Raw genomic sequence first — 5,430 nt, forward strand, 5'->3', positions numbered from 1 at the left:
TCCCGTCAGCTTCAGCTCAATCTCACGCAGCAGCTTCAATACATCTTCGTCCGAATGCCGTTTCCGTGCCATTCCATATTCCCCTCTCAAGACCAATGTAGTGGCCCAGTTTTAGGGGGGAAGGACAGGGCTTTTGCCCCGCTAGGAGACGTCATGTCTACACAGATAAAGTACGCCTATAAGCGGCATAACACGTGGGTTTATCGCAGAACCTATCCGGTTCACTTGCAGGAGATACTGGGGTCGTCCCTCAAGCGGTCCCTGCATACTGCCGAGGCAAAGGTTGCCGCCAAGCGGGTGACAGAGCTCAACACCACCTTCGCGGCCATTGTCCAGGAAGCGGAGGTAAAGCTGGCTGAGGGTGTAAAGTCAGGAGAGCTTGCCCAGATTGCCGTTGCCGTCCCTCGCTACCAGCGTGCCCGGCTCTTGGGGGAGCAACAGTTGCAGGAGGTCGCTGCCGTCTACTTGGCAGAGGCCTCCGATCGCCTGCGTCCAGGTAGCTACAAGTCCGTCCGCTTTGCTCTTGAGCTGCTGACCTCACACGCCGGGAGCCATAAGCTCAGCGCGCTTGGCGACACCTTGGGCAAGGAGGTGCTCGGCTATATTGCCCGGCTGTCTCCCAACATCAGGAAGTACGGCCCAGCACAGGGCGCCTCTTTGGCAGAGCTTGCCATGCTGTCAGAGGACTATGAAGACCTATCCCTGACCGCCCAAACCCAGCGGCGTATCTGGCGGCAGCAGCAGCAGTTCCTCGACTGGTGTGTCTCGGCGGGGCACCTGGAGACAAACCCCTGGGAGGGACTTGTGGTCAAAGACAGGCCGGGGGTCCGACCACACAAGGTCCTGAGGGACGCACAGGTCTCTCTCCTCCTCAATGCCAAAGACAGGGTGCTTCACAGCGCCCTTCTTTTTTGTCTGCTGACGGGGATGCGCTCTGGGGAGGCCTGCGGGCTCTTGGCAGACGACATCTCTACCAAGGGCAATCTGGGGCGGTTTGTGCAGATCAGGCCGAATGCCGTGCGGTTGCTCAAGTCCAAGGCGGCAGAGCGGGAGTTGCCGCTACATCCGATCCTTGAGCAGGTGTTGGATAGCACCTTGCCCAAAGGCGGGCGGTTGTTCCCGAACCTCACCGTGGATCGGGTGGTGAAGAGGTATGCCTACCTTCGGCGCCAGCATCCGGACCTGCACGGCACGGTGTTCCACTCCACCCGCAAGTGGTTCATCACCCAGTGTGAGCGCACAGGGGTCCCGGAGCACTTCACCGCCAGTCTCGTCGGGCATCAGTCAGCACGGTCCGAAAACAAGCTCACCTATGGGCTCTACTCCGCTGGCATCAGTGACACCCAAAAGCGGGCAATCATTGATCAGGTACGGCTGCCGCAGGACGTGGTGCTATGAGTGCCTCCCGTATCCCTGACATCGAGGCCTTCGAGGAACGGGCTGCCATTGCTGAGTATGATGGTGGGCTAAACCGGAAGCAGGCCGAAGATCTCGCCGCCAGAGCGCAGGGCTTTGTCTCTGCCGACAAGTACTGGGAGTGGCTGGCTGACTATGTGGTCAATCGCGGGCTCTCGTAACCACCCCAAAAACACACCCCCGTCCGGCTGCCCTTCGCGGGTGGTCGGGCGGGGGGACTACGGGTGGTTATTTTTTGAGGTGACGGCGGCCGTGAGGCATGGCCGGACGGAGGAGGGGAGGTCAGAATGACCCGGAAGCGGACGTTCGTTGCGATCGACGCGGAGGGCTGCTGTGCGGACTTTCCGACCTCTCAAGCAGCGAATGTGAATAGCGAGCCGACGTTCGTTGTTATCAACTTTTCTGGCAATCTACGCTGCATGGCCGCGATAAAGTTCGACCCCGAGCAATGCATCGGCAAGACAACATCGGGATCTATGACTTCCAGCTCGTCAATAGTATGCTCGATGTAATCCGCCTTGGCCGGACCAAGGTGGAAGCCACCGACGACAGCGTGTACCCTAGAGACGTTTGACACGGCCATTGCAGCCTTGACCGTGTTGATCAGGCCTACGTGTCCGCAGGATGTAATCACCACGAGGCCCTTCCCTTGGATCACGTAACAAGTTGCGTGCTCGTCGGGGTGCAGGTCCGTGACAAGTTTTCCACTGAGTTCCGCATCGGTAAAATGGCTGTAGCTGTCTTCGTTTTCGACGATCATTGAACCACCCGTCACGGTCTCGAAGGACTCCCTTTCGATGAACCCCGTGGTGAATGCTTGCTTGATGTCATGCGGTTCGCTGCAACACGTCGGCGAAACTTGCAAAGCTGTGAGAAAAGTTCGTTCGACGGCGCCCCAGGAGAAGGGGTCTTCCTTCTTGCCGAGCCATTTCTCACGGAACGCCTCTTCGCCACCCACATAAAAGGGCAACTCCTCCTGCATCTGGTGTCGATATTCTTGAACAAAACCAGCCAGACCACCAAAGTGATCTCGATGTGCATGGCTCAGTATCAAGCTGTCGATCTTGCCTGGATCGATCCCCAGAATATCAAAATTCCGGTTGATGATTTCAGGTGTCCATCCAAAGTCGAGGATGTGCTGCGCCGTTTCTCCACCGCTCTCGGATGTAAGGTGCAACGACAGCCCCCACTCGCAAGCCAAGGTCGTCATTTGCCGTCCCCGTATGAGGCCGACGTGGCTCACAGATACATGCGGATGCTCGTGTTTGGGTGCAAACAGATCGTAACTGGAATCGACGACGACCCTGATGCTGAGGCGGTCCACGATCGGAGGGTTGAACGGCGTCGTGAGTATTGGCTTACCTGACATTGCACGTCTCCTCGCGGTCGCACGAAGTCTGCGAGCAATCTCAAAGAGAATCAATGCCAAGGTTGTCGTCTCGCTCAAACGAGCCCAGAGCAGGTCGCTTCTTGCGAGCTCTTTTTGTTGGGTGTTGAGCGCTAGTTTCGAATGCACTCCGCGCGGTGGTAGCATCCGCTCAGGGCTCGAAGCCGTCATTCGCTGCGGCCTCCATCAATGACGGCTATGCGGACAAACCAGCCGTTCTTTATGAGCTAGTTTATTCGAGGCTGCCGAAAGCAAGCCCATGCGGCCCGGCGGATCGTATTTTTCTTGGATTTCTAAGATCGCGTTTCCTTGCTTAGGTTTGCTACCCCTCATTGCCTCCGCTCTGTGAACAGCGACAAGCCTCTCAGCGGCTTTCGCAACATTTGAGCCGTTCCGTCGATCGTTTGATTGTTGGTCTTGCCCTTCAGTGCACTGGACAAGCCCCTCAGCGATGGACAGCATGTCCTTTGGGAGGAAGGATTAATGCGCAAAAAAGTTATTTCGGACAGGGATGCGGCTGCATTGATCAAGGATGGGGACGTTCTAACAACTTCTGGTTTCGTCGGAATTGGCGTCCCAGACGCGCTACTGGCGGCTGTGGAAAAACGATTCTTGGAAACAGGGCATCCTAGGAATTTGTCCTTGTTGTTCGCAGCAGGACAAGGCGATGGCGATGACCGCGGCTTGAACCATCTTGGGCACGAGGGGCTGCTCAAGCGGGTCGTTGGTGGCCATTGGGGCCTCATTCCCAAGGTGGCAGCCTTAGCGGTTGATGGGAAGATTGAGGGATGGAATCTCCCACAAGGATGTATCAGCCAGCTATTTCGCGATATTGCGGCCGGCAAGCCGGGGATGATCACCAAAGTTGGGCTGGAAACGTTTGTTGATCCACGCAACGGGGGGGGGCGATCAACGACATCTCGGTTGAGCCTCAGGTTGAACTAATGACGCGTGGCGCCGAGGAGTTTCTTTTCTATCCTGCACCAAAGCTTACCGTCGCTTTCTTGCGCGGTACGACGGCAGACGAGACCGGCAATGTCACGATGGAACGTGAAGCGCTCACTATAGATAACCTCGCCCAAGCCATGGCGGTGAAAAACGCGGGTGGGATTGTCATCGTTCAGGTTGAACGTCTCGCCCGCGGACGCAGTCTACCCCCGCGGGAGGTTCAAATTCCTGGCATCCTCGTAGATGCGGTCGTCGTTGCGCCGCCTGAATTGCACATGCAAACTTATCGCACAGCTTTTTCTCACGCGTTCACCAACCGCATCCGAACGCCACACGGTGAGATCCCAAAGGTGCCTCTCGATGCGCGAAAAGCCATCGCGCGGAGATCTGCCTTCGAACTCCCTGTCAATGGAGTGATCAATCTTGGCATCGGTATGCCCGAGGGCGTTGCCGCCGTTGCTGCTGAAGAGGGTCTGCTGGATCATCTAACCCTCACTGCTGAGCCGGGCGTCATTGGTGGCCAACCGGCCTCTGGGTTGGATTTTGGGGCGGCAGTCGATGTTGACGCCGTTATTCCGCAGAATGCGCAATTTGATTTTTATGACGGCGGCGGGTTGGATATGGCTTGCCTTGGACTCGCCCAAGCCGATGCTTTTGGCAATGTTAATGTCTCACGGTTTGGCCCGCGGCTAGCTGGCGCCGGTGGTTTCATCAACATTAGTCAAAACGCAAAGTCACTCGTCTTTGCAGGAACCTTCACGGCCAAGGGCATCGATGTCGAGATTGGAGATGGGCTGCTGGAAATCCGGGCTGAGGGCGCGTCTCGGAAGTTTCTGGAGTGCGTCGAACAGGTGACGTTCTCGGGTCGGCGCGCCGCGCGATTGGGACAGCCCGTGCTCTACGTCACTGAGCGTTGCGTATTTCGTTTGCACACCGAAGGCCTTCAATTGATTGAAGTGGCGCCGGGAGTGGATATCGAACGTGACATCATCGCTCAGATGGACTTCAGGCCAATAATTGAGGAAGTCCACGAAATGGACGCACGTATCTTTCGAGCCGAGCCAATGGGCCTCAAGCGCGAGCTCTTGCATCTCGATCTGCCAGACCGAATTGCGCTGGACGATGAAATGGGACGTCTGTTTATCAACTTCGAGAAAATGCGGATCCGTTCGCTTGAAGACATTGAACAGGTGCGAAAACTGGTGATGGAAGTGTGCGGACCTCGATCCGAGAAAGTCGACGTAGTCGTGAATTACGATGGATTCCAGCTCGACGACGATATTGCCAGAGACTACGCCGAAATGGTGGCAGATTTGGAGGGCCGCTTCTACCGTACAGTTACACGTTATTCAGGTTCCGCATTCATGCGGCTGAAACTTGGCAACACGCTCTCCAACGCCTCCCCGCACATCTTTGAGACCCGAGAGGCTGCACAAGCGTTTCTTGAGCAGACGGAGTGAAAAACTAGCCGCGGGTCTGGTTTTGCGAGATTCTGAACGCCGGTTTCTTTCGAAGAGCGGTCATTGGTTTTTGCCAGTGCGATCGTCCACTTTGCGCACAGAGCGGACCCAAACGGCATGTACTGTTCGATTGATGCCAATCTTGACCTCGGTTAACTTCGAGGCCCAATCAGCAATGGCAATGGCCGTTCAATAAGGGAGATTACCCAGTCGCGGGTA

At 56.6% G+C, this 5,430-nt stretch carries 5 protein-coding genes; 4 read left to right on the forward strand and 1 reads right to left on the reverse strand.

Going from position 1 to position 5,430, the window contains the following annotated elements; translation table 11 throughout:
• The first annotated feature begins 153 nt into the window (after positions 1–153).
• Entirely contained in the window at positions 154–1,398 is a 1,245-nt protein-coding gene (locus BOA8489_RS19760; RefSeq protein ID WP_093976025.1) for a tyrosine-type recombinase/integrase, read from the forward strand.
• Positions 1,395–1,577 carry a hypothetical protein gene (locus tag BOA8489_RS19765; protein WP_093976023.1) on the forward strand — a complete coding sequence of 61 codons (183 nt, stop codon included), beginning with the start codon at positions 1,395–1,397 and terminating at the stop codon, positions 1,575–1,577. Before BOA8489_RS19760 ends, BOA8489_RS19765 begins: the two co-directional genes overlap by 4 nt.
• Before the next feature lie 191 nt (positions 1,578–1,768).
• Here BOA8489_RS19765 and BOA8489_RS19770 read toward each other — a convergent pair whose 3' ends face one another.
• Entirely contained in the window at positions 1,769–2,974 is a 1,206-nt protein-coding gene (locus BOA8489_RS19770; protein ID WP_093976024.1) for an MBL fold metallo-hydrolase, read from the reverse strand.
• A 312-nt stretch (positions 2,975–3,286) separates the two neighbouring features.
• Between BOA8489_RS19770 and BOA8489_RS20980 the strand changes: the two genes are divergently transcribed.
• Positions 3,287–3,748, forward strand: coding sequence for a CoA-transferase (locus BOA8489_RS20980; RefSeq protein WP_281256215.1), 462 nt, complete (start codon positions 3,287–3,289; stop codon positions 3,746–3,748).
• Positions 3,748–5,211, forward strand: coding sequence for a CoA-transferase (locus BOA8489_RS19775; protein WP_281256216.1), 1,464 nt, complete (start codon positions 3,748–3,750; stop codon positions 5,209–5,211). The genes BOA8489_RS20980 and BOA8489_RS19775 overlap by 1 nt, the downstream gene beginning before the upstream one ends.
• The last annotated feature ends 219 nt before the right edge of the window (positions 5,212–5,430 follow it).

It is taken from the genome of Boseongicola aestuarii, assembly GCF_900184815.1.
Lineage (GTDB): Bacteria > Pseudomonadota > Alphaproteobacteria > Rhodobacterales > Rhodobacteraceae > Boseongicola > Boseongicola aestuarii.

Excerpts from the sequence above, each read along its gene's own strand:
- BOA8489_RS19770 (WP_093976024.1), bottom strand. The coding sequence starts at position 2,974 with ATGACGGCTTCGAGCCCTGAGCGGATGCTACCACCGCGCGGAGTGCAT.
- BOA8489_RS19775 (WP_281256216.1), top strand. The coding sequence starts at position 3,748 with ATGACGCGTGGCGCCGAGGAGTTTCTTTTCTATCCTGCACCAAAGCTT.
- BOA8489_RS19765 (WP_093976023.1), top strand. The coding sequence starts at position 1,395 with ATGAGTGCCTCCCGTATCCCTGACATCGAGGCCTTCGAGGAACGGGCT.
- BOA8489_RS19760 (WP_093976025.1), top strand. The coding sequence starts at position 154 with ATGTCTACACAGATAAAGTACGCCTATAAGCGGCATAACACGTGGGTT.
- BOA8489_RS20980 (WP_281256215.1), top strand. The coding sequence starts at position 3,287 with ATGCGCAAAAAAGTTATTTCGGACAGGGATGCGGCTGCATTGATCAAG.